The sequence below is a fragment of the Kitasatospora sp. NPDC008115 genome, assembly GCF_042957205.1.
Lineage (GTDB): Bacteria > Actinomycetota > Actinomycetes > Streptomycetales > Streptomycetaceae > Kitasatospora.
This window is the reverse complement of sequence record NZ_JBIBHU010000006.1, coordinates 23638-44376: the sequence shown is the minus strand read 5'-3', so window position 1 is coordinate 44376 and position 20739 is coordinate 23638. Positions and strand designations below refer to the sequence as shown.

The window sequence follows — 20739 nt, the reverse complement described above, 5'->3', positions numbered from 1 at the left end:
CCCCGCCCGTGTCGGAATCCCGGCCGCTGTCCCCCGAAGCGACGACACGGATGCGAGCGGCCGGGTTGCAGCACCCCCACTCACACCCCCACTCGCACCACCTGAGGCTGCCCGCCCGGCAGGCTTCCGGTCGGAGGAGCCGCCACAAGCGCCATGAGTGCGGCACGGCCTTCGCCCGCCTCTCCCGGACCGGCTGCCGGCTGACGTGCCACGGGGCTGATCGGATGGATCATCAGCTCTTTCATCCGGCCCCCGCATCGGGCGGACGGCCTGCCGCGCCCCGGTCGCCGACGATCGGCTCAGCAGCCCCCTCCACCGAACCGCAGGAAGGCCCCGCACCATGAGAAGACGCTTCCCCGCCCGCACGCTCGCCGCGACGGCGCTCGCCGTCGCCGGACTGCTGCCGATGACGCTCGGCGCCGCGCCGGCCGCCGCCCCGGTGACCGGCTCCGCCGCCACCGCCGCCACCGCCGCCGAGGCCCGCGAGCTGAGCCCTGAGCTCCAGGCCAGGCTCGACGAGGCGATCCGGCAGGTGATGCGGCAGGCCGGCATCCCCGGCGTGCAGGTCGGCCTCTGGATCCCCGGCCAGGGCCGCTACCTGCGCGCCTTCGGCGTCGCCGACAAGGAGACCGGCGAGCCCATGACGGACCGGATGCACATGCGGATCGGCAGCGAGACCAAGACCTTCACTGCCACCGCCGTGCTGCAACTGGTGGACGAGGGCCTGGTCGGCCTCGACGCCCCGATCGCGACCTACCTCGACGGCGTTCCGGGCGGCGCGGAGATCCGGGTGCGCGACCTGCTCGACATGCGCAGCGGCCTGTTCAACTACACCGAGGACGAGGACTTCATCGACGCGTTCCTCGACGACCCCCACCGGGTCTTCACCCCCGAGGAACTGCTCGCCTACGGCTACCGCCACCCCATCGAGTTCGAGCCGGGCGCGCGCTTCCGGTACTCGAACACCAACTACATCCTGCTCGGCCAACTGGTCGAACGGGTGAGCGGCCGGAGCATCGAGGCCTTCGTCCAGGACCGGATCACCGGACCCAGCGGCCTGCGGCACACCCTCTTCCCGCAGGGCAGCGAGCTGCCCGAGCCGTACGCCCACGGCTACACCGACCGGACTCCCACCGGTACGGTCACCGACTCCACCCACTGGAGCCCCTCGTCGTCCTGGGCGGCGGGCGCGCTGGTCTCCGACCTGCACGACCTCGCCCGGTGGGCGAGGGACCTCGCCACCGGCACCCTGCTGTCGCCCGGGACCCAGGCACAGCGCCTGGACGTCCTGCCCACCGGCGTCCCCGGCGCCGGATACGGCCTCGGGATCTTCGACATCAACGGCTGGACCGGCCACACCGGCGCGCTGTTCGGCTACGAGAGCCTCGCCGTCTACCTGCCGGAGCAGCGCGCGACCCTGGTCGTGCTGCTCAACTCCGACATCGTCGCCGAGAACGCCGAACCCAGCACCCTGCTCGGCCGGGCGATCACCGGCATCGTCACGCCCGACCACGTCTACGACATCCCGCTGGGCTGAGAGCCCCGGGTGTCGGAGTGGGAAGTCGGACCGGCCGACTTCCCACTCCGGCGCCGCCCCACGTGGCGTAGCCTGACAAGCTCGACGGACCGGGGTGCCGGCGAGGCATCCGGCGAGGGGGCGTTGATGGAGGCCGGGAACCACGGGGTGGCCGTTCCCCCGCCGTTCGACCCGGAGCTGCGCGCCGCGCTGACGGCCGTCGGGGCGGTGGCGCGCGAGCCGGTCACCCCGGAGAACCTCGCCGCCTGGCAGGCGCGGGACGCCGCCACCCGCCCCCGGCCCACCGTCGAGGCGCTGCGCGACGGCGGGCGGTTCGAGGTGGCGGAGCTGGACGCGGCCGGCGTGCGGCTGGTGAGCGCGCGGCCCGCCGGGTCGCACGGGCCGCTGCCACTGCTCTACTACCTGCACGGCGGCGGGCTGGTCACCGGCAACGCCTGGTCCGTACTCCCCCGACTGCTGCGGGAGTTGGCGCAGCCGCTGGGCATCGCCGTGGTCTCCGTCGAGTACCGGCCGGCCCCGGCCGCGCCGTACCCGGCCGCGGTGGAGGACTGCTTCACCGGGCTCCGCTGGACGGCCGGCCACGCGAAGCGGCTCGGCGTCGACGCCGGGCGCGTCGTCGCCGGGGGCAAGAGCGCGGGCGCCGGACTCGCGGCCGCACTGGCCCTGCTGACCCGCGACCGGGGCGACCCGGTCCCCGCCGGCCAGCTGCTGCTGAGCCCGATGCTCGACGACCGCAACGACACCTTCTCCGCCCACCAGTTGGCCGGCCACGACACCTGGGACCGGACCTCCAACGCGACCGCCTGGCAGGCCGCGCTGGGCGACCGCCGGGGCGACCGCCGGGGCGCCCCCGACCTGCCGCCGTACGCGGCCCCCGCGCGGGCGGCGGACCTCGCGGGGCTGCCCGCGGCCTACATCGAGGTGGGGTCCGCCGAGACGTTCCGCGACGAGGCCGTGGCCTACGCCGACGCGATCTGGCGCGCGGGCCGCGAGGCCGAACTGCACGTCTGGCCGGGCGCGTTCCACGGCTTCGACACCTTCGCCCCCGACGCGGCCCTCAGCCGGGACGCCCTCGGCGCCCGCCTCCGCCGGCTCCGCCGGACCCTCGCGCGCTGAGCGCCCGCCGCACCCGCTACCGCGCGTCCAGGGCCGCCTCCCGCTGCGCCACCAGCTGCGGCAGGGTGCCGAGCAGGTGGGCGAGGGCGAGGTGGTCGTGGACGTCCCGGCTGTGCACGATCAGACCGTCGCGCACCCGCATCACCTGGAGGTTGGCGACCGTCAACTCCCGCCCGGTGTCCCGGTGGCGGACGCGGTAGTCCCATTCGCCGACGACCACCTCGGGGTCGTCGGTCGCCCGGACCACGACGTTGCGGGCGGCCAGTTCCAGCGGCGTGTGCTCGCCGAGGGCGAGGAACCGTTCCCGCAGCGCCGCCCGCCCCTCCACCCAACGCGGTTCCGTCTCGAACACCCGCTCCACCACGGCGTCCTCGGCGTAGAAGGCGTCCAGCTCCGCGAACCGCCCGGCCGTGATGCCGTCGAGCAGCGCGTGGAAGACCTCGCGCGGCGACCGTGTTTCGGACATGATCAACCCCCGAATGATGTGCGCCGCCAGAACCGGACCAGCGACTCCGTTTAGAACATACGGACTCGCCACTCCGGTTGTCCAGAGGCGGGAACCTGTCGATTCCACCGACGAGAAGAGGGAGTTGGAGAGTTGAGCGGCCATCAGGAACGCCCGCTCCGGGCGGACGCGGCCCGCAACCGGGCCAAGCTGCTGGACGCCGCGACCGAGGTGTTCACCACCCGCGGCGTCGGCGTGCCGACCGAGGAGATCGCCCGCGCCGCCGGGGTCGGCGTCGGCACCCTGTTCCGGCACTTCCCCACCAAGGAGGCACTGCTGGAGGCGGTGATGGTGCGCCGGCTGGAGACGATCGCGGCCGGGGTGGCCCGGGTCGCCGCCGAGTCCGATCCCGCCGACGCCCTGTTCGCCTGCTTCCGGCTGATCGCCGAACAGTCGGTCGGCAAGACCGCGCTCACCCAGGCCCTCGCGGCGGCCGGCGTGGACGTCCACACCTCACTGCGCACCCCCTCGGCGGCCATCCACACCCTGCTGGCCGACCTCCTGCACCGCGCCCAACAGGCCGGCACCGCCCGCCCCGACCTTACCCACCCCGAACTCATCGCCCTCCTCATCGGCGCCAACGCCGCCCTGGAACAACTCGCCCCCGACCCCACCGCCCGCCAACGCGTCCTGGAAGTCCTCCTCACCGGCCTGCGCCCCCGGTGACGGGCGGCCGGTCCCGGTCCGCCCGGGATGTCGGTGGCGGCTCGTAGGGCGCCCGGGTGAGCTTCGCCGACCTCTCCTGGCAGGCACACGCCCTCGGCGGCGTCTGTCCGCGGCCGGTACGCGACCTCCTCGACCTGGGACAGGTGGAGCCGCATCCACACGCAGTTCCACCTCGGTCGTGTCGACCAGACCTACGCGGACCTGCTGCTCACCGGTATGGGCCGCTTCCAGGCGCACGCAACGGTCACCGTCGCCGACGGCGGGGTCACCGCCGAGGCCGACACCCGGTGCCTGCCCAAGCTCTGACGGCCCCGGTCCGGTGGCTACCACCATGTCGTCAGGTGCCGGCTATGGTAGTTCAGCCCGTTGCAGGGGATGGCACGGAGGCCGTAGCCGAAGCTGTCGTCGAGGCAGCGGATCGTGTTCTGGTTGGCGCGTTGGTAGGCGCCGCCGTCCCTCAGGGAGGCGTACGCGGTCAGCTCCTCCGGGGCCGCCCCCTCCTGTTCACGCGGTGCCGAATACGGGGGCTACGGGGTGGGGGTGGTGAGGTGGCGGCGGGTGGTCCAGAGGGCGAGGTGGGCGGCGAGGGGGAGCATGATCAGGAGGGCGGCCCAGAAGGCGCAGTGGCCCCAGAGGGTGGCGAGGTTGCGGAAGAGGGGGGACAGGACCGGGATGCGGAGGGCTTCGAGGGGGCCGAGGGGTGGCGGCCAGGCGGCGAGGGCGGTCGTGGCCACGGCGGCGGCGGCCAGGAGGCGGCGGGCCGCGCGGGGGGTGGCGCAGGCGGCGAGGAGGGCGAGGAAGGCCAGGAGGAGCAGGTAGTCGGCCTGGTAGGCGGCGCCGGCCTGGCCGGTCCCCCAGGACTCGGGGGTGGGGTGGTGGTCTCGGTCGACGACGGCGAGCCGGACCTCGACGGCCGCCCACAGCAGCAGGGTCAGCGTGAGCGTCCCGCCGAGGCCGAACAGCAGCCGGTCGCGCAGCCCCGTGGTCGCGCGGGCGGTGCGGCGGCGGGCGGCGAGGCGGCGGCGGTCGCCCGCCGCGCGTTCCGACGCGGCGTGGGCGGGCGCGAGCAGCCATTGCGCCGAGCGCCCGTTGAGCACCAGCGCGAGCACGACCGCCCCCACCGCGCCGACACCCGCCCAACTCCCGAGGCCGCCCTCGAACATGACCACCCGGTCGACCACCGCCTGCGGCGTCCTGAGCACCGTCATCGGCGGTCCGAGGCGCAGATACCCGATGGCGAAGGAGGCGGTGACGGTCAGGAACAGCACCCGCGGTCCGATCCGGGCGGGGAACGCAGTCACCACCACGGCCGCGACCAGCGCCGCCCCGAGTTGGCCGGCCGTCGCCCGCGCCGCCGTCTCGCCGGCCGTCCGCAGCGGGCCGCCGAACGGGCCGTCGGGCAGCACCTGCGCGCCGGTCCCGAAGTCGACGGCGAGCCGCCAGACCGCCCCCGACCAGAGCGTGAGGCCGAGCGCGAGGAACAGCAGCACGGCCGCCACCGCGCGCCGGGGCATTGCACTGCGTGCGCCGCTCCACCAGGCGCGCAGGTCAGCCTTCCACTCCCCCCGGTTGCGTCCGCGCCGCGCACCGCCCGCCCGGACGCTGCGCACCTGGAGCACGGCCGCCGCGGCGAGCACGCCCCGGCCGTCGGCCGTGGCCGGATCGGCGGCGAACGCCCGCCGGCTCAGCTCCGCCCAGCTGCGGCGGAACCGTTCACGCCCGCCCCCGCGCATCCGCGCCACCACGGCGCCCACCACCGCGCCGACGCCGGCCACCGCGGCGTGGGCGGGCGCGGGCAGCCCGGCGAGCGGGCCCGGCAGCACGGAGAGCCGCCCGACGACGGCGCGCCGCTGCTGCTCCGGCTGGACGGTGAGCAGCAGAACCCAGCGCCGGGCGGTCTTGCGTTCGCTCGCGGTGAGCCGGCCGTCGCCGTTGCCACCGCCGCGCCCGCCGAGGGCGCGGGCCTCGCGCTCGACGCCGGCCAGCACCGCCGCGAGCTCGGTGAGCCCGAGCAGCCGGGCGCAGGACCGGTCCGGGCAGGCGGCGTGCCCGCACTCGAAGCGGGCGGCGAGCGCGGGCAGACCGGCGGCGACCAGCTCGTCGACGAACGCCAACCCGTCCGCTTCCCCCGCCAGTCGGGCCAGCCCGGTCGCGTCCACCCGGCGGTCCCGGACATACGGGACGGCGCCGGGCGTGAACGCCGCGCCGAGCGCCAGCACGGCCCGGGAGGCCGCCGCCGACTTCTCGGCCGGGGTGCCGCGTTCGGCGTCCTTGAGGTAGTGCAGGTCGAGGGCGGTGTCCTTGACCTCGTCCCGCAGCCAGTCGCGCAGCCGCCGCGCCCCGCCGCTGACCAGCCACGCCGCCGCGTCCGCCGACCGTCCGAGCATCGCCCCGGCGAGCGCGGCCGGGTCGTGGAAGTCCTGGCCGCGGAAGCCGATCGGACGGTGCGCGGGCCCGGTCGGGGCAGGCCCGGACACCGGCGGGTCGACCCGGGCGCGGACCACCTCCGGGCTGCCGCCGGCCAGCCACGCGCGGACCTGCTCCGCCGTCCAGCGGTCGGCCGGGTCCTTGGTGAACAGGCCCTGGAGCAGCAGCCGGCGGCGCTCGTCGGCGACCGCGGCGACGTCCACCTCGGCGTCCATCACCAGCCGGATCTGCAGCGCCTCGTCGCTGATCAGCCCGCCGTCCGCGCGCCGGTAGCGGCCGGCGCCGGTGAACACCTCGTGGAGGATGGTGCCGAGCGCCCACCACGGCCCGGCCGGGTGGTTGTGGCCGGCGAGCTGTTCGGGGGCCATGTAGGCGACGGTGACCTGCATGTCGGTGGAGAAGCGGCGGCTGGCGGTGAGTTTGGCGACGCCGCCGAAGTCGGCCACCACGAACTGGGCGGCGGAGCGGCCGCCCTTCCCGGGCGGGCGGACCAGGATGTTGGCGGGTTTGAAGTCGACCGGGTTGCGGGCGATGGTGGTCTGCCAGAAGGCCAGCAGGTCGACCAGCTCGCGGATGATCCGTTCGCTCTCGCCGGGCCGGTCCAGGCGGCGCCGGTCGCGCAGTTCGGCGACGTGGTCGGCGAGGGTGACCGGGAGGTACTCCATCGCCATCCAGTCGCAGAGCGCGCCCGCGTGCTCGACCCGGCCGTGGCCGAGGATCTCGGGGACGTGCCGACGGAAGGCCGGGTCGCCGGCGAGGTGGGCGAGGAGTTCGGCGTCGGCCCGGACGCCCGGGTTGCCGACCTTCACGGCCGCGTCGCCGCCGCCGTCGGCGCGGCGCACGTGCCAGACGGTGCCCTCGCTGCCGGAGCCGACGGGGCGCAGGGGGCGGTAGCGGTCGGTGAGGGCGGCGGGGAAGGCGTCGGCCGGGTCGGTGGACGGCGCGGCGGGGGGCGCGGCGGGGGCTTCGGGGGTGGCGGGGGCTTCGGTGGGGGGCACGGGGCCGCCCGGGCGCTGGACGCGGGTGCGGGCGTCGCGCTGCACCCGGGTGCGCGGGCCCGGGACGGCAGGGGCGGCGGGGCCGACCCCGGTGTTCCCGTCGTTCGGAGGTTCACGCTGCACCCGGGTACGCGGGCTCGCCGCGCTGTCGGCGGCGCCGGCCCCGCCGTTCGGGCGTTCACGCTGGACACGCGTGCGCGGGCTCTCGGCAGGGGTGTCACCGGTCCCCGCAGTCCCCGGCGCGCGGCCCTGCTTGCGCCCCTGCTTGCGGGTGGGCGGGCTCGGCTCCGGCGGTGTGTCGGCCATCGCGCCGTTCTCCTCCTCGCGCCCCCGGCTCACCGGGGAGCGCCGAACTCGTCGATCTCGATCAGCTGGGCGTCCAGGTCCATCGCGAACCGCAGCCGCTGCCCCGGCCCGATCCGGGTCGGGCCGGTGATCCGGCGGCCGTCGACGAACGTGCCGTTGGTCGAGTCCAGGTCCTCGACGTGCAGCGCGCCGTCGATCCAGCGCAGCCGCGCGTGGTGCCGGGAGAGCTGGTCGAGGCCGGCCAGGCCGGGGACGGCCGCGCAGTCGGGCTCGTCGCGGCCGACGGCCAGTCCGCCGCCCCCGCGCCGGTGTTCGGCGCGGACGGGCAGCATCGCCCCCGCGATTACCAGCGCCAGCCGGGCGGCCGGCGGCCGGGACGGGCGCGCCGGGCGCGCCGGGCGGGTCACCGGCTCGGGGGTGACGACCGCGTCGGCCGCGGGGGTGGGCGCGGGCGGTGGCGCGTCCTCGGCCGGGTCGTACCGCTCCAGTTGCTGGAACATGTGCACCTGGCAGTACCCCCGGGTGGCGGAGGTCGGACACTCCCCCGGCGCGCCCATCGGGCAGCGGTAGATCACGGTCGCCACGAGGTCTCCCGAAGGGTCACGCCGCGCCGGACCAGGTCCCGTTCGATCCGACCCAGGTCCCCGGGGCGCGGCACCCCGATCACCCGGACCTCGCCCTCGCTCACCCGGACCTGGAGTTCGGGCCGCTCCGGCCGGTGCTCCAGGTAGGGCGCGTACCGCTCGCGGCCGAGCGCCGTCCGGGTGACCATCCGCTGGTTGGCCGAGCCCCGCCAGGCGAGCCGGGTGGGCAGCCCGGCGCGGTAGCGGCCGGTGATCACCGCGTCGGCGCCGTCCAGCGCGGCGGCGGTGGCCGGGTCGGCGGCCAGTTCCTCCGGTTCCCAGCCGGTGTACACCAGCAGGTCGGCGGTGGCGCCGGCCCGGCGGCGCTCGGCGTCGGCGGCGGCGAGCAGCGCGGCGAGGGCGGCGGGCTGCTCCAGGGGTTCGCCGCCGCTGACGGTGAGCCCGTCGAGGCCGTCCGCGAGCGCGGCCCGCCACAGCGCGGCGAACCGCTCGACCGTCAACTCCCTTCCACCGGAGGAATCCCAGGTGTGCCGCGACATGCAGCCGGGGCAGGCCAGCGTGCACCCCTGGAACCAGACGCCGAGCCGCCGGCCGGGGCCGAGCGCGGTCACCGGCCGGGAGACCTGGGCGACCACGGCTGTGGTGGAGGCGGCCCCGCCGTTCAGCCCGGCCACCGTTCGACCTCCAGCCGGTAGCCCTCGCCGTCCCCGTCGCCCTCCACGGCGACCACCTCGATGCGCTCGCCGCGCCGGGGCGGGGTCCGGAAGACCTCCTTGGCGAGCGGGTTGACCAGTGCCGACTCCACGGCGGTCAGCACGCCGCGGCCGCCGTGGTCGAGCCGGCGGGTGGCCTCGACCCGCAGCACCTCCCAGGCGTCGTCGGAGAGGGTGAGCGCGGCGCCGTGGACCTCCTGGACGCGGGCCGCCACCGAGGCGATGGCCTTGTCGAGGATGCGCGGCACCCACTTCTCCTGCATGAAGTCCATCGGGATGAAGTTGTCGCCGAAGCGGTTGCGCAGCTCGGGCCGCTTGATCTGGTCGTTGAAGAAATCGTCGAAGGCTTCGCGCAGACCCTGACGGACCAGCGCCGACTCGTCGTGACGGTTGAACTCGCGTTTGGTGGTGCGCGGGGCGGTTGCGCCCGTCCCTCCTGCCCTGGTCCCCCCTGCCCCGGTCCCTCCTGCCCCGGTCCCTCCCGCGCCGTCCCCGGCCGCTTCGGTCGCGCCCGTTCCTTCGCCGGCCGCGCCGTTCGCCGGGTCGTCCGCCACGACGGCCTTGACACCGAGGTTGGAGGTGAAGATCAGCACGCACTCGGTGAAGTAGACGGTGGCGCCGCGCCCGTCGGTGAGGCGGCCGTCCTCCAGGATCTGCAGGAAGAGGTCGAAGAGCCGGGGGTTCGCCTTGTCGATCTCGTCGAAGAGCAGCACGCTCATCGGGTTGGCCCGCACGGCGTTGGTGAGTTCGCCGCCCGCGTCGTGGCCGACGAACCCGGGCGGGGCGCCGATCAGGCGGTCCCGGGCGTGCTCCTCGGCGAACTCGCTCATGTCGAAGCGGATCGGCCGGGCGTCCTTGCCGAGGATCATCTCGGCGACGCCCTTCGCGAGTTCGGTCTTCCCGACGCCGGTCGGACCGGAGAGGAAGAGCGTGCCGCGCGGCCGGCTGGGCGAGCTGGACGCCTGGGCGCCGTTGAGCCCGGCCGCCGAGCGCATGAAGATCTCCAGCGTGCGGCGGACGGCGTGCGGCTGTCCGATCACCCTGCTGTTGAGGAACTCCTCGCCGCCGGCGATGCGTTCGCGCAGTGCGGCGGTCGCCCACGGGTTGTCGAGCACGCCGATCCGGTACAGGCGGGCGGCCTCGTCGAGCCGTTGCACCGGAATGCTGCGGTCGAGGGCCATCCGGCCGATCGCCATGACCTCCGAACTTCCCATCCCGTGCGAGGAGTCGGCGAGCGCCTTGGCCGCCACCTCGGTCTCGTCGTCGGTGAGCGACGGCCCGCCGGTCGCCGCCTGATAGCGGGCGAGCCCGCCGACCACGTGCCGGGCGGCGGCCAGCCGCTGGTCGTGCGGCGGCTGCGGCACGTTGATCACCCGCAGGGCGCGGCTGCCGACCGCGAACTCCCTCGGCAGCTCCTCCTGCCGCTCGACCACCCAGAACACCGTGTTGTACGGCGTGACCGCGGTCGCGCCCTGCACCGGACGGGCTACGTGGCCCAACTCCTCGGCGGCGGCGAGGAGCCGGGCGACCTCCCCGGCGGCGGGCGCCTGCGGCGAGCCGATCCGGCCGGCGTACGGGACGACCAAGGCGATCGGCGGCCCGGGGTGCTGGACGACGCCGACCATCGTGTCGCGCAGGCGGTCCATCATGTCCGGCTCGCCGTCGTCCTCGCCGGAGCCGTCCGCCCCGTCCGCCCCATCCGCCCCTTGCCCCCCGCCGCGCCGCCACCGCTCGTCGCGCTCCACGAAGTCCCGGATCACCCGGGGAACCTGCTCCGGAGTGGCGGTCAGCCGCAGCAGGGCGATGTGGTCGTTGACCTGGTCGACGAAGGCGATCGCACCGTAGCCGCGGGCGGCGCACATCGACTCGATGACCCCGCCGAGGCTGTACGGCGCGAGCGTCCCGCTGCTGCCGGCGGCGTGGTCGTCGGGCAGCAGGTACTGGTCCCGGACGTTGCCGGTGAGCAGCACCTGCGGGTAGACGGTGAGCGCCATGTCCAGTTCGCGGATCCAGCTGGGGGTGGTGGGGCCGGGGTTGTCCTCGGCGGCATGCGGCGGGGCGTCCTTGCGCAGGTCCGCGAGGTCCGCGTGGTCCGCGGGCGGGGGCGGGGGCTCAGCGGTCACGGTGGCGCTCCTGCGGCTTGTTGCGGACGGCGGCCGACTCCTGCCTGGTGCCGCCCGCCTTCCTGCGGCGGCGCGGCGGAGCGGCCTCGGACGGCGGCTGCGGCCACCACCCGCCGGGGGCGAGCCCGGCGGCCAGCACGCCCGGCGGCATCGCCGACGTCCGCTCCAGCCGTACGCCGCGCTCGCGGACGCCGTCCTCGATGGCGGGCAACTGTTCGTCGCAGAACCACTGCTGGACGGCCTCGTCCTGCTCCTCGTCCTGCTCCGGGTCACCGGTGCCGGTGTCGTCGCGGCGGACCACGGCCGTGGACAGGGTCGCCCGGTCCGGCGACAGCACCAGCCGCAACCCGTACCCGGAGGCGGGCGGTTCGCCGTCGGTGTCCCCCGCGCCGGCCGCCGCCTGTCCGGCGCCTGGGTCCGGGTCGCCGAACGGCACCACCGCCTCGCCCTCCTCGGCGAGCAGGTCCGCGAAGCCGTCGCCGACCTGGTAGTCCCGGGCGCGCAGCACCTCGGCGAGCGCCTCCGCCACCGGCGCGCGGTTGCGGCGCGCGTCGGCCCGGGCGACGGCCGCCTCCACGGCGGGCCGCAGGTACGCCGGGTCGTCGGCGGCGGCGAGGTCGTCGACCAGCCGGTCCCGGTCGGCCGGCTCCGCGTCCTGGGCCAGTTCCACCAGGGCGGCGCGCAGCTCGGCGTACTCCTCCTCGCGGGCGCGGCGCTGGACCGAGTGCTGGACGAGCGCGGCGAGGTCGGTGAGCGTCGTCCGCACGTCGGAGACGGTGCCGGCGGCCTTCAGGGAGCGCACCAGGCCCGCGACGCGTTCGAGGTCGGCCGGGTCGCAGCGGGGCACGTCGCGGTCGAGGATCGCCTGCGCCTCGGCGAGGGCGCCGGCGCGGACCCGCTCGGTCCGTTCGGCCCGCTCGTGCTCGGCGGCCCCGGTGGCCCCGGTGGCCTCGGCGGTGACACCGTTGTTCACCTTTCGGGCCTGACGCGGGCGCTCGGGTTCGGCCACCGCCTCCGGCAGCACCGCCGACCAGACGTCCTGCACCGCCTCCGCCAGCTCCCGCGCCGCACGGGCGTTGGCCGCACGTGCCCGCTCGATCGCCCGCGCCAGCTCGGCCTCGTCCGCCCCCGCCCCGACGGTGACCTTCTCCACCGTGACCCGGGCCGTCCGGTACGCGCGCCGCAGCTGCCTGGCCTCGCCGCGCAGCCCCTGGGCCTGCTCGCTCAACTCGCCGAGCCGGGCGCGCAGCTCCGACCGCCGCTCCTCGGCCCGCCGGAGGTTCTCGGCGCGCTGGGCCTCGGCGGCCAGCCGGGCCCGCAACTGGCGGCGGCGCTCGGCCTCCTGGTCGACATAGGACCACCCGTATCCCGCGGAACTGCTCACCGGCCGCCTTCCGAGCGCGAGTTCGTGACCTGCGGCACGGATTGGGGGCACACCGACGGTCCGGACCCCGCGCGCGCCGCCGGGGCCGGTGCGGGTCGTGAGTGACGACACGCGACGGTCGACCGCGCGCGAACCGGCACCGCCCCCGAGCTGCTGCTGAGGCACCATCATGCCGCAGACGCACACGAGCCGTTCAGCCTTTGCGAATCCGAGATCACGGCCCGGGCGGCGCCCCCGGCACGCTACCCTGGCGCACAGCCGACGGGCAGAGGATCGGGTTCGGGCGGGGAGGTGGGGGCCATGGAGCCGGAGGACGTGCTGGCGACGCTGCGCGCGCACTGGGACGAGATCCGGTCGATCATCGACCTGAGACTGCTGGACCAGATCAGGGCGCTCGCCGAGGAAACCACCGGCGACCCGGTGCGCATCGCGCGCAAGATGGTCCGGCTGGTGCGCGCCGCCCTCCCGGAGGGGCACCCGGTGAGCGAGCTGTTCGACGACAACGTGCGCTTCACCCGGGACGGCGACGCCTCCCAGCCCGTCACCAGGACCCCGGCCGACGGGCACGCCGCCCTCGTGGCGGGGTTCGCCAACCTGCTCCACCCCGCCTCGACGCCCCCGGACGACGCCGACGACTGGCTGCTCGCCGCGGACTCCGTCACCGCGGCCGACTACCGGGCCGGCGGACGCGACCCCGGCGACCCCGACCTCATCAGGCTGACCGACCACCAGGGCACGGTCCGGCTCCCGGCGTTCCAGTTCGACGGCGCCTCCGGCCGTCCGCTGCCCGTCGTCGTCGCCGTCAACCGCCTGCTCGACGCCGCCGACGACCCCTGGGGCGTGGCCGACTGGTGGCTCGGCGCCAACGCCTGGCTGGACACCGTCCCCGCCCGCCTGCTGGGCACCGACGGCGAGCGCACGCTGCTCGCCGCCGCCCGCGCCGAGATCGCGGAGTGGTGAGGACATGCCCGACGTGAAGGTCCCCGCCTCGGCCGTGCGCGCCGAGCCGTGCCGTGAGGTGGTGCCCGCCGGCACCGTCATGTACCGCGTGCACTCCGCCGCGTACCCGGCCACCTCGTTCAACCCGAACCCGTCCGACACCCACTACGAGGGCGGCCGGTTCTGCTCCTACGAGGGCGACGGCACCCACCTGCCGTACCTGTACGCCGGGTTCTCGGAGCGGACGGCGGTGATGGAGACGCTGGTCCGCGGGGTCCCGTTCGACGAGCGCGGCTGGCGGCGGATCCGGCGCGCCTCGGTGCGGGGCCGGGTGCTGTCGCGGATCGAGACCACGTGCGACATCCCGCTGGTCGCCCTGATGACGCTCGACCAGCTCGCGGCCGTCCACCAGGACGAGTGGCTCATCCACTCCACGCCCGAGGCGTACCCGCGCACGCGCCGCTGGGCGGCCTGGATCCGCGGCCAGGCGCCGTGGGCGGCCGGCCTGCGCTGGCCGTCCAAGCGGGACGTCGGGAGCAGCGCCTGCATCCTCTACGAGCGCGACGCCGCCACCCCGCTCGTCAAGCCGGCCGGCAGCGCGCCCGTCCCCCTGGACACCGCCGAGGGCGCGGAGCTGCTGGACCGTCTCCTCGCCCCGGCCCGCACCCGGATCGACCGCCCGCGCGGGTAGCGCACCACACAGCACTTTGCAAAGTCACACTTTGCAAAGTGCTGTGTCCATAACCCCAGTTCACAGCCCTTAGACGCCTCCTTCCCCGGACTTTGCAAAGTGTCACTTTGCAAAGTCCGGGGAAGGGCCGACCGGAAAGGAACGCCCCGCCCGGACGGGGGCCGGGCGGGGCGGGATCACGGGGGGTGCGGGATTGCGGGGGTGCGGGACTACCCGCGCAACCGGGTCACGGGCAGAGGCGGCCCGGGCGGCACTCGGGGTCGACCGGGCCGGTGCCGCCGGGGCGGTAGTTGGACCACCAGATCGGGGTGCTGCCCGCGTAGATGACCAGGTTGCCGCTGTTCTGGACGGCGAGGTAGGCGCCCGGGCTGTACGCGGTGCGGCTGTTCCACACCGCGCGCATGGCGGCGTCGTACGCGACGAGGTTCCCGTCGGCCTGCATGTAGAGGTAGGTGCCGACGCCGTGCGTGCCGACGGCCGTCCAGATGGCGACGTTGTTCTTGTAGAGCACCACGTGCCCGTCCCACTGCTGGTACAGCACGGTGCTGCCGTCGGGCGAGGACCAGCTCTCGCCGCGGTTCAGGCCCGCGGTGCCGTAGATGACGGTCTGGTTGGCGTCCGACACCGCGGTGGCCGCGGCAGCGGCGGGGGCGCTCGCGGCCGGGGCGCCGTCGGCGGCCTGGGCGGGACCGCCCAGCAGCCCGGCCGCCATCAGCACGGCACCGGCGGCGACACCGGCGCGGGGAACGAGGAAACGCGCGATTCTCATGACGGGCACTCTCCTGAAGCCTGGAGTCGCTGCTGCGTGGGACGGGTACCGTGCCGCCGCGCCCGCTCGGGACCGCGTCGGCCCGGCCAGTCTCGCCGTGCGCGAGCCGGCCGGGCCAGGCCTTTCGACGTCCCTCGAATCCGGACTCCCCGCCGTCAGTCCGCGTCCGTCTCCACCGGCTCGTCGGTGCGCTGGTCCTCGGTGCGGCCGAGGCGCCAGTAGCCCATGAAGCAGACGGCCCGCCGGTCGTAGCCGCGCTCGCCGACCAGGTGGCGGCGCAGTTCGCGAACGCCCGCCGCCTCGCCCGCGATCCACGCGTACGGCGTGCCGTCCGGCAGGTCGGCGGCGCGGACGGCGTCCGGGAGCGCGGGCGTTCCCGGGGTGCCCCGGTGCAGCCAGGTGATCTCGGTGCCGGGGCGTCCGGCGGGGAGGTAGGCGTGCTCCTGCGGCCCCTCGACCTCGGCGAACACCCTCACCGGGAGGCTCTCGGGCAGTTCGTCGAGGATCGCGGCGACGGCGGGCAGGGTGGACTCGTCCCCCGCGAGCAGCACCCAGTCCGCCCCGTCGGGCAACTGGAACTCGACGCCGCCGGCCTCCTCGATCGCCGGTCCGCAGACGATCACGCGGTCCCCGGGCGCCGCCGTCCCCGCCCAGCGCGAGCCGGGCCCGTGGTCGCCGTGGACGGCGATGTCGATGTCGACCTCGTCGGGGTCGTGGCGCTGCGCGCGGACGGTGTAGGTGCGCAGCACCGGGCGGACGGCGGGGTCCATGGCGCGCCAGCTCTGGTACCAGCCGAACTCCTCCTCGCCCTCGGGCATCAGGGGTTCGGTCTGCCCGGGGAGCGGCAGCAGGAGCTTGACCCGCTGGTCGAGGCCGCCGTTGACGAACCCGGCGAGGGCGGGGCCGCCGAGGGTGATCCGGGCCATGTGCGGGGTGACCCGGGTGGCCCGGACCACCTGGAGCGGGAAGAGCAGGAAGCGCGCGGGGGCGGTGGTGCTGGTCAGGGCCGTCTCCTCTCACATCAATTTAGGTAAGGCTAACCTACCTGATGGGGTGTTCGCCCCCGCACGGCCGCCTCGCTCCCCTATCGTCTGTGCTCAGGACGATCGGCCGGTCGGCGGCGCTCGGAAGGGGCGATGAGGGAATGTGGCCACGGGTCAACGGCATGCGCTCGATGGAACTCGGCACCCCGGGCGGAATCCGGGCCGAGCTGAACTCCCTGGCGCTGGCCGGCCGCAAGACCGCCACCACCGGCCTGCTGGCCGAGTACGCCGAGGAGGCCGAGGGCCTGGAGTACCCCGGTGAACGGCTGGTGCTACTGGACGACGACGGCCGGTCCGTCGGCGTCATCGAGATCACCGGCGTGGAGGTGAAGCCGTTCGCCGAGGTGACCTGGGAGCACGCCCGGGCGGAGGGGGAGGGCGACGCCTCCCTGGAGGAGTGGCGCACCGGCCACCGCGGCTACTGGGAGCGGCTGGGCACCCGGGTGGCGGACGACACCGCCGTGGTCTGCCTGGCCTTCCGCCTCGTCGAGGCCCCCTGACCGCCGATGGAACCGGATCACGTTCCCGCTTGGTTCTGGGACGTCCTGGAGGCGACCCGGCCACGCCTGTCGGCCCTGGAGTCGTGGCTGGGCTCCCAACCGCGGGAGGTCCTCGAAGCGTTCGCGCTCGCGTACGAGTCCGCGGCGGACTCGCTGGCCGACTTCGCGGAGGGCGTGAGCGTGGACGGGGACGTCTGGTCCGAGGACAGCACCGAGGACCTGTGCCTGTGGGTGGTCGGCCAGGGCCGCGGGCTGTGGGGCGCGGTGATCGCGGGGGACCTGGGCCTTGAGGCGGCAGCGCAGCTGTACCTGGGGCGGGCGGCGCCGGACCAGGTGGCGCCGTGGGACGGGGAGGTCTCGAACCCGGAGCACCGGGGCTACCAGTCCCCCGGGGCCATCGCCCACGGCGTCCACCGCTCGCGCTTCGGCGAGGACCTCCATGAACGGCTCGCGGACGCCTGAGGGTCTCGTTCACCGGAAGCAAGGTCCACTCGACCGGTTCGGGTGGGAGACTCTGCGGAACGTGACGACCCAAGGAGTTCAAGGCATGGCAGCAGGTGCTCCCGACGAACCGGATCCGGCAGCAGCGTCCTCTGGGGGGCGAGTCCTCGACCTCCTGGACAAGGCCATCGAGATACAGAGCCAACTGGTGCGCAAGAACATCGCCCGGGCCCGCCAGCGGAACCCGGAGGCGACGCCGGCAGAGGTGATCCGCAATCTGGAGCGGATGTTCGTCAGCGCCTTGACCGGGACGGGTGCGGCAGTCGGCGGAACCGCGGCGGCGCCCGGCGTCGGCACGGGTGTCGCGCTGGCGCTGTCGGCGGGCGAGGCGTTCTCGTCTCTTGAACTGAGCGCCCTCTTCGCGCTCTCGCTCGCCGAGGTCCACGGAGTCCCCATCGACGAACTCGAGCGCCGCCGAACGATCGTGATGGGAGTCATGCTCGGCGGGAGCGGATCCGCCACCATCAGCAAGGTCGCCGAGCGGACGGGGCAGTACTGGGGGCGTCAGGTGGTCGCCAAGGTGCCGATGGAGACGTTGCGTCAGATCAACAGGATCCTGGGGAGGAACTTCGTCACGAAGTACGGGACCAAGCAGGGGATCATCGTTCTCGGCCGAGTGGCACCGTTCGGCATCGGCGCGGTGATCGGCGGTGGCGCCAACGCCGCCATCGCCACCCTGACCGTACGGGCCGGCCGCCGCGCCTTCGGCCCGCCCCCGGAGTCCTGGCCCTGGGAGACGCACGGCATCCCGTCGCCGTCACCGGAGCCGGCCGCGGCGGCCAGTGCACCGAGGTGGCCGACGGACACCCCGGCCTGATGCCCGTCCGCGACTCCAAGGACCCCGACGGCCCCGCCCTCCTCTTCCCCTCCGACGCCTGGCAGTCCTTCGTGACCGCCGTCCGTACCGGGGAGTTCGACCGCCGCTGCCCCGGCCGACCCCCCGAGTGGGAGGTCGGCGGCGCCGACTTCCCACTCCGGGCGTTCACCTCAGTCCGCCTCCGGGACCTGCATGACGAGGTCGGCATCGACGAGCGGGGGCTTCTCCCGCCGAGGGACCTCATCCACCGGGGTCAGTGACCACTGACCGGGGCCGCCAAACGCCCCCGCCACGAAGAAGTAGTCCTTCCCGCCCACCAGCGCCGCCACGATCCGACCCGCGCCGTTCCAGGTCACGTCCTTCTCCCCCATCCGCCACACACTCTCGCTCCGCTGGAGGTGGCTGTTGTGGGCGAACACCAACGTCCCTCCCCTCCCCGCCTCCGCACTGCGGATCGCGAGCAGGTTCCGGGCCATGATCTCGTCCCGCGTGCCGAGCAGCCCCGCGAGCCGTTCGCCCGCCTCCATCGGCCGTGCCGCCTGCCGGTGGTACCGCAGCAGCCCCGCTCCCGCCGTCAGGTACGTCCGCGCCGTCTCCCACTCCTCCCTCGACGTGGCCGCGATCAGTTCCGCCGCCCGCGCGTACAGCACCCCCAGCAGATCGTCCGCGACCGCCCGCAGCCCGTCCGCCTCCGCCGACGCGCCCGGCGACATCGCCGCGTCCAGCACCGCCTCCGCCCGGCTCCACCGCTCGTCGTCCCCCGCCAGGGCCGCCACGTCCACCTCCGCCCCCAGGTAGTCGCGGACGTGTTCCAGGTACGGGCGCGGGCTCGGGGCCGTCGTGTTCTCGGTCGGGGCGTCGAAGCCGTGGAACGCCAGGCGCTCCTCCCTGTGCCGGTTCCGGTTGTACTCGCGCATCCACGCCACCAACTCCCGGTTGGGCTCCTGCGCACCCCAGCCGTGCGTGAAGCCCTCGCGCATCACGCCCTCCAGCGACCCCGCCCCCTCCCGGACGAAGGCGTTCACGGCCAGAGCCGCCACCCGGTCCGTCTCCAGGGCGATCGACCGGAAGCCCCGCTCGACCAGCGCGCCGAACAGCTCGTTGCGGGCCCGCCCGAAGGCCGGTTCCTCGTGGGTCGGTTCGCCGAGCGCCACCAGGCCGCACGACGAGGGCAGGAAGTCTCCGATGTCCTGTGTCATGAGCCTCAATCGTATCTTTGAAAGAGCGGTTGAGACTTTTGCGGTCTCGGCCCGAGGAATCCCCTGTAAAGTCTCAAAGTGGCCAGCAACCCCGACAGGCCGAGGAACCTCCGGCCGGCCGACCTCGCACGCGAGCACGGCCTCTCCGCCCAGGCCGTCCGCAACTACGAGCAGGACGGCTTCCTCCCGCCCGCCGAGCGGACCCCCACCGGGTACCGGATCTACACCGAACTGCACGCGGCGGCGCTGCGCACCTTCCTCGCACTCGTCCGCGCGTACGGCCACCGCACCGCCGGCGCGATCATGAACGCCCTCCACGACGGCCGGACCGACGACGCCCTGACCGCCGTCCACCGCGGCCACGGCCAGTTGCTCCGCGACCGCGAGACCCTCACCGCGGTCCGCGCCGCCGTCGGCCACCTGACGGCGGCGACCGCCCCCGGGGACCCCGGCGACCCCCTCCCCCGCACCATCGGCGAACTCGCCCACCGCCTGCGGCTCACCCCCGCCACCCTGCGCGCCTGGGAGGCGGCCGGCATCCTGCGCCCCGCGCGCGACCCCGCCACCGGCTACCGCCTCTTCGACGCGAGCGACGTCCGCGACGCAGACCTCGCCCACCTGCTGCGCCGCGGCGGCTACCGGCTGGCGGACATCGCGGCCGTCGTCGAACAGATCCGCACGGCGGGCGGGACGAGCGCCCTCGCCGCCGCGCTCGCCGGCTGGCAGCAGCGGCTCACGGACCGCGGCCTGGCGATGCTGAAGGCGTCGGCGCATCTCCACAACTACCTTGCACTGTAAGGGCTACCATCGTTCGCATGCCCAAGCGGAAGCGCCGCCCCGCCCCCGCACCCGCCCCGACGCTCCTCGACGCCCCGGAGAACCGCGCGCTGGTCGCCCATCTCCGCGAGCAGGCGACCCCGCCCAGCGGCCCGGGCGACTACACGCTCGGCCCCTGGCAGCTCCACACCCACCCGGACCTCTGCGACCGGCTCTCCGATCTGGCGCCGCGTCACCCCGTGGAAGGCCTCTACGGCATGCCGGTCCTGGCGTTCGAGGGCGTGGCCGCCGTCGTCGCGGCCGGTCTCGGCACCCTCCTGGTCCGCCTGCCCGCCCTCCCCGAGAGCATCGAACCCGGGAGGCCGATGCCACCGCTCACCGACGGCGAGTGGCGTTCCGTCGACGCCTTCCCACAGCACTGCACCCTTCCCGAAGGCATCGCCCGCCTCTCCGCCCTGGTCCGCGAGGCCCTGGTGCACGCCCGCGACCTGAGCCGCAACCGGCCCCGGTACTGACCGAAATCCGCTGGCCAGGGCCGCGCGTGGTGGACCACCATGGCGACCCATGACGCTCCTGATGCTCGCGCCCCGGATCAACGAGACCGGCCTCCAGCTGCTCACCCGCGCCCGCCGTCGCGGGCTGCGGGCGCACACCGCCGTGCGCTGGGAGGTCCCGGCCGAGCTCGCCGGGCTGCGGCCCGCGCACCTGTAGGGCGGGCCGCTGTTCGCGGACGTCGCCGCCGGCGTGCTCGACGTCGTGCCGCTGGAGCCGCCCGGCGTTCCTCAAGCCGCCGGCCGACAAGCTGTTCCCGGCGCGGGTCCACCCCGACGGCAGCGGCCTGCCCGGCCCGGACGCCCTTGACGACGACACCCTCGTGCTGGTCAGCGACGCGGTCACGTTCGCGAGCGAGTACCGGCTGTTCGTGCTGGACGGCGAGGTGCGGGCGGCGAGCCGCTACGCCGTGGCGGGCTCGCTCGCGGTCTCGCCGAACATCGGACCGGACGTCCTGGCGGCGGGCGGCCTGCCGAGCGCCGCCGTGGTCGACGTCGGCCGGCTCGACGGCGGCGGCTGGCCAGTCGTCGAGGCCAACCCGGCCTGGGCGAGCGGCGGTTACGCCTGCGACCAGGACCAGGTGCTCGACGTC

General features: G+C 75.0%; 21 protein-coding genes and 1 pseudogene. 13 read left to right on the top strand and 9 right to left on the bottom strand.

All coding sequences use genetic code 11. The annotated features are described in order from the left end of the window. The first annotated feature begins 340 nt into the window (after nucleotides 1-340). On the top strand, nucleotides 341-1537 hold the full coding sequence (locus ACFZBX_RS09860; protein WP_391532686.1) for a serine hydrolase domain-containing protein: 1197 nt from the start codon (nucleotides 341-343) through the stop codon (nucleotides 1535-1537). 126 nt (nucleotides 1538-1663) lie between these two features. After that, complete coding sequence (locus tag ACFZBX_RS09855; RefSeq protein ID WP_391532684.1) at nucleotides 1664-2653, top strand: alpha/beta hydrolase; 990 nt, start codon at nucleotides 1664-1666, stop codon at nucleotides 2651-2653. A gap of 16 nt (nucleotides 2654-2669) precedes the next feature. Here ACFZBX_RS09855 and ACFZBX_RS09850 read toward each other — a convergent pair whose 3' ends face one another. Next, on the bottom strand, nucleotides 2670-3119 hold the full coding sequence (locus ACFZBX_RS09850) for a nuclear transport factor 2 family protein (RefSeq protein WP_391532683.1): 450 nt from the start codon (nucleotides 3117-3119) through the stop codon (nucleotides 2670-2672). A 132-nt stretch (nucleotides 3120-3251) separates the two neighbouring features. Here ACFZBX_RS09850 and ACFZBX_RS09845 point away from each other — a divergent pair, with 132 nt between their 5' ends. Next, nucleotides 3252-3824: a TetR/AcrR family transcriptional regulator gene (locus ACFZBX_RS09845; RefSeq protein ID WP_391532681.1), complete on the top strand. Its 573-nt coding sequence runs from the start codon at nucleotides 3252-3254 to the stop codon at nucleotides 3822-3824. Between the two features lie 527 nt (nucleotides 3825-4351). Here the strand turns inward: ACFZBX_RS09845 and ACFZBX_RS09840 are convergent. From ACFZBX_RS09840 to ACFZBX_RS09820, 5 genes are read right to left on the bottom strand one after another with little or no spacing between them, the layout of a single operon-like run. Beyond that, complete coding sequence (locus tag ACFZBX_RS09840) at nucleotides 4352-7555, bottom strand: hypothetical protein (protein ID WP_391532680.1); 3204 nt, start codon at nucleotides 7553-7555, stop codon at nucleotides 4352-4354. 29 nt (nucleotides 7556-7584) lie between these two features. Beyond that, on the bottom strand, nucleotides 7585-8139 hold the full coding sequence (locus ACFZBX_RS09835; protein WP_391532678.1) for an FHA domain-containing protein: 555 nt from the start codon (nucleotides 8137-8139) through the stop codon (nucleotides 7585-7587). Next, nucleotides 8127-8813, bottom strand: a complete 687-nt coding sequence (locus tag ACFZBX_RS09830; protein ID WP_391532677.1) for a 4Fe-4S cluster-binding domain-containing protein — start codon at nucleotides 8811-8813, stop codon at nucleotides 8127-8129. The genes ACFZBX_RS09835 and ACFZBX_RS09830 overlap by 13 nt, the downstream gene beginning before the upstream one ends. After that, nucleotides 8801-10975: an AAA family ATPase gene (locus ACFZBX_RS09825; protein ID WP_391532676.1), complete on the bottom strand. Its 2175-nt coding sequence runs from the start codon at nucleotides 10973-10975 to the stop codon at nucleotides 8801-8803. Before ACFZBX_RS09825 ends, ACFZBX_RS09830 begins: the two co-directional genes overlap by 13 nt. Next, nucleotides 10965-12359: a hypothetical protein gene (locus ACFZBX_RS09820; protein ID WP_391532675.1), complete on the bottom strand. Its 1395-nt coding sequence runs from the start codon at nucleotides 12357-12359 to the stop codon at nucleotides 10965-10967. Before ACFZBX_RS09820 ends, ACFZBX_RS09825 begins: the two co-directional genes overlap by 11 nt. Before the next feature lie 300 nt (nucleotides 12360-12659). Here ACFZBX_RS09820 and ACFZBX_RS09815 point away from each other — a divergent pair, with 300 nt between their 5' ends. Both ACFZBX_RS09815 and ACFZBX_RS09810 read left to right on the top strand, forming a co-directional pair. Beyond that, nucleotides 12660-13319, top strand: a complete 660-nt coding sequence (locus ACFZBX_RS09815; protein WP_391532674.1) for a hypothetical protein — start codon at nucleotides 12660-12662, stop codon at nucleotides 13317-13319. Nucleotides 13320-13323: 4 nt separating this feature from the next. After that, on the top strand, nucleotides 13324-13989 hold the full coding sequence (locus ACFZBX_RS09810) for an RES family NAD+ phosphorylase (RefSeq protein WP_391532673.1): 666 nt from the start codon (nucleotides 13324-13326) through the stop codon (nucleotides 13987-13989). A gap of 226 nt (nucleotides 13990-14215) precedes the next feature. On the opposite strand, the gene ACFZBX_RS09805 is transcribed toward ACFZBX_RS09810, so the two are convergent. Together ACFZBX_RS09805 and ACFZBX_RS09800 are read right to left on the bottom strand one after the other, a co-directional pair. Then, a complete protein-coding gene (locus ACFZBX_RS09805) occupies nucleotides 14216-14758 on the bottom strand; it encodes a hypothetical protein (protein ID WP_391532671.1) in 543 nt (180 codons plus the stop codon). 155 nt (nucleotides 14759-14913) lie between these two features. Then, nucleotides 14914-15714, bottom strand: a complete 801-nt coding sequence (locus ACFZBX_RS09800; RefSeq protein ID WP_391532670.1) for a siderophore-interacting protein — start codon at nucleotides 15712-15714, stop codon at nucleotides 14914-14916. A gap of 188 nt (nucleotides 15715-15902) precedes the next feature. Between ACFZBX_RS09800 and ACFZBX_RS09795 the strand changes: the two genes are divergently transcribed. The 4 genes from ACFZBX_RS09795 (at nucleotide 15903) to ACFZBX_RS09780 (ending at nucleotide 17879) form a co-directional block, all read left to right on the top strand. Then, nucleotides 15903-16301 carry an ASCH domain-containing protein gene (locus tag ACFZBX_RS09795; RefSeq protein ID WP_391532668.1) on the top strand — a complete coding sequence of 133 codons (399 nt, stop codon included), beginning with the start codon at nucleotides 15903-15905 and terminating at the stop codon, nucleotides 16299-16301. Between the two features lie 6 nt (nucleotides 16302-16307). Continuing rightward, a complete protein-coding gene (locus tag ACFZBX_RS09790; RefSeq protein ID WP_391532666.1) occupies nucleotides 16308-16763 on the top strand; it encodes a hypothetical protein in 456 nt (151 codons plus the stop codon). 85 nt (nucleotides 16764-16848) lie between these two features. Continuing rightward, nucleotides 16849-17619, top strand: a complete 771-nt coding sequence (locus tag ACFZBX_RS09785) for a hypothetical protein (RefSeq protein ID WP_391532665.1) — start codon at nucleotides 16849-16851, stop codon at nucleotides 17617-17619. After that, a complete protein-coding gene (locus ACFZBX_RS09780; protein ID WP_391532664.1) occupies nucleotides 17619-17879 on the top strand; it encodes a DUF397 domain-containing protein in 261 nt (86 codons plus the stop codon). Before ACFZBX_RS09785 ends, ACFZBX_RS09780 begins: the two co-directional genes overlap by 1 nt. On the opposite strand, the gene ACFZBX_RS09775 is transcribed toward ACFZBX_RS09780, so the two are convergent. Further along, nucleotides 17790-18818 carry an erythromycin esterase family protein gene (locus tag ACFZBX_RS09775; protein WP_391532663.1) on the bottom strand — a complete coding sequence of 343 codons (1029 nt, stop codon included), beginning with the start codon at nucleotides 18816-18818 and terminating at the stop codon, nucleotides 17790-17792. The two genes, ACFZBX_RS09780 and ACFZBX_RS09775, sit on opposite strands and share 90 nt — an antisense overlap. 78 nt (nucleotides 18819-18896) lie before the next feature. Here ACFZBX_RS09775 and ACFZBX_RS09770 point away from each other — a divergent pair, with 78 nt between their 5' ends. The 4 genes and pseudogenes from ACFZBX_RS09770 to ACFZBX_RS09755 all read left to right on the top strand — a co-directional run. Continuing rightward, nucleotides 18897-19616 carry a TioE family transcriptional regulator gene (locus tag ACFZBX_RS09770; RefSeq protein ID WP_391532661.1) on the top strand — a complete coding sequence of 240 codons (720 nt, stop codon included), beginning with the start codon at nucleotides 18897-18899 and terminating at the stop codon, nucleotides 19614-19616. A 17-nt stretch (nucleotides 19617-19633) separates the two neighbouring features. Beyond that, nucleotides 19634-20110, top strand: a complete 477-nt coding sequence (locus ACFZBX_RS09765) for a hypothetical protein (RefSeq protein WP_391532659.1) — start codon at nucleotides 19634-19636, stop codon at nucleotides 20108-20110. A gap of 49 nt (nucleotides 20111-20159) precedes the next feature. Then, nucleotides 20160-20306, top strand: coding sequence for a hypothetical protein (locus tag ACFZBX_RS09760; RefSeq protein WP_391532657.1), 147 nt, complete (start codon nucleotides 20160-20162; stop codon nucleotides 20304-20306). A 91-nt stretch (nucleotides 20307-20397) separates the two neighbouring features. Continuing rightward, nucleotides 20398-20679: pseudogene (locus tag ACFZBX_RS09755) on the top strand (ATP-grasp domain-containing protein); the annotation flags it as partial. Nucleotides 20680-20739 lie beyond the last annotated feature (60 nt).

Bases quoted from the DNA above. Each gene is read 5' to 3' on its own strand.
- ACFZBX_RS09795 (WP_391532668.1), top strand. From the start codon at position 15,903: ATGTGGCCACGGGTCAACGGCATGCGCTCGATGGAACTCGGCACCCCG.
- ACFZBX_RS09780 (WP_391532664.1), top strand. From the start codon at position 17,619: ATGCCCGTCCGCGACTCCAAGGACCCCGACGGCCCCGCCCTCCTCTTC.
- ACFZBX_RS09775 (WP_391532663.1), bottom strand. From the start codon at position 18,818: ATGACACAGGACATCGGAGACTTCCTGCCCTCGTCGTGCGGCCTGGTG.
- ACFZBX_RS09760 (WP_391532657.1), top strand. From the start codon at position 20,160: ATGACGCTCCTGATGCTCGCGCCCCGGATCAACGAGACCGGCCTCCAG.
- ACFZBX_RS09815 (WP_391532674.1), top strand. From the start codon at position 12,660: ATGGAGCCGGAGGACGTGCTGGCGACGCTGCGCGCGCACTGGGACGAG.
- ACFZBX_RS09785 (WP_391532665.1), top strand. From the start codon at position 16,849: ATGGCAGCAGGTGCTCCCGACGAACCGGATCCGGCAGCAGCGTCCTCT.
- ACFZBX_RS09805 (WP_391532671.1), bottom strand. From the start codon at position 14,758: ATGAGAATCGCGCGTTTCCTCGTTCCCCGCGCCGGTGTCGCCGCCGGT.
- ACFZBX_RS09790 (WP_391532666.1), top strand. From the start codon at position 16,308: ATGGAACCGGATCACGTTCCCGCTTGGTTCTGGGACGTCCTGGAGGCG.
- ACFZBX_RS09855 (WP_391532684.1), top strand. From the start codon at position 1,664: ATGGAGGCCGGGAACCACGGGGTGGCCGTTCCCCCGCCGTTCGACCCG.
- ACFZBX_RS09765 (WP_391532659.1), top strand. From the start codon at position 19,634: ATGCCCAAGCGGAAGCGCCGCCCCGCCCCCGCACCCGCCCCGACGCTC.
- ACFZBX_RS09850 (WP_391532683.1), bottom strand. From the start codon at position 3,119: ATGTCCGAAACACGGTCGCCGCGCGAGGTCTTCCACGCGCTGCTCGAC.
- ACFZBX_RS09810 (WP_391532673.1), top strand. From the start codon at position 13,324: ATGCCCGACGTGAAGGTCCCCGCCTCGGCCGTGCGCGCCGAGCCGTGC.
- ACFZBX_RS09860 (WP_391532686.1), top strand. From the start codon at position 341: ATGAGAAGACGCTTCCCCGCCCGCACGCTCGCCGCGACGGCGCTCGCC.
- ACFZBX_RS09840 (WP_391532680.1), bottom strand. From the start codon at position 7,555: ATGGCCGACACACCGCCGGAGCCGAGCCCGCCCACCCGCAAGCAGGGG.